General features: G+C 49.7%; 2 protein-coding genes. One reads left to right on the forward strand and one right to left on the reverse strand.

The genetic code is table 11. From position 1 onward, the window contains the following. On the forward strand, nucleotides 1-628 hold a 628-nt coding region (locus KIV40_RS28635; protein ID WP_285352607.1), incomplete at its 5' end, for a phosphoribosylamine--glycine ligase. 134 nt (nucleotides 629-762) lie between these two features. Here the strand turns inward: KIV40_RS28635 and KIV40_RS28640 are convergent. After that, nucleotides 763-1,006, reverse strand: a 244-nt coding sequence (locus tag KIV40_RS28640; protein ID WP_285352608.1) for a DUF1481 domain-containing protein, incomplete at its 5' end; no start/stop codon positions are given.

Below are 1,006 nucleotides of genomic sequence, written 5' to 3' on the forward strand. Positions count from 1 at the left end.
CAAAGACACAGGTCCTAACACTGGCGGCATGGGTGCTTACTCTCCTGCTCCAGTGGTAACGCCTGAGATCCACAACCGTATCCTTGAAGAAGTTATCTACCCAACAGTACGTGGTATGGATGCAGAAGGCGCGCCTTACACCGGTTTCCTATATGCAGGTCTGATGATCGCAGCTGACGGCACACCGAAAGTTATCGAGTACAACTGCCGATTCGGCGATCCAGAAACGCAGCCTATCATGATGCGTATGGAATCTGACCTTGTTGAGCTATGTCTAATGGCGATCGATGAGAAACTAGATGAAGCTGAGTCAAAGTGGGATCCACGCGCGTCTATCGGCGTTGTCCTAGCTGCTGGCGGTTACCCTGCTGACTACGCAAAAGGGGACGTGATTTCACTACCTACAGGCGATGTTGAAGGCCAAAAGATCTTCCACGCAGGTACAGCGAACAACGAAGCTGGCGAAGTTGTGACGAATGGCGGTCGTGTTCTATGTGCGACTGCTCTCGGCAATAGCGTTTCTGAGGCTCAGGAGCGTGCATACGCGCTAACTAAGCAAGTTAGCTGGAATGGTATGTTCCACCGCAATGACATCGGTTACCGTGCGATTGAGCGCGAGCAGAAGTAATCTTTGTTGATGATTGCAGATACTAAAAAGGCGCGTCATGCGCCTTTTTTAACTTTTGAACGTAATTTGCAGCCTTCAGAGTATTTGGCCTACCATGCTCCTTTTACTCTAAATGCTACTCAGCAGTGATAATTCTACTGCTCTTTCAACAGCGCAGGGCGCGCAATACACTCGTGACTGTCTTCCGCTAGCATCAACAGCTCCTCAACCGAAACGCTTCCCTTACCAAGAGACACATTACCTAAGATTGCCGCATAGCTATCCACTGTCGCCAAACGGTTGATCACAAAGCTTGGCAGCGTCTGATTGAATTCAAACTCGTCGAACTCATCGCCATTACAGCTCTCAAAGGTGCTGCCATTCCAGTAACCTTGCAGT

It is taken from the genome of Vibrio sp. D173a (genome assembly GCF_030248475.1).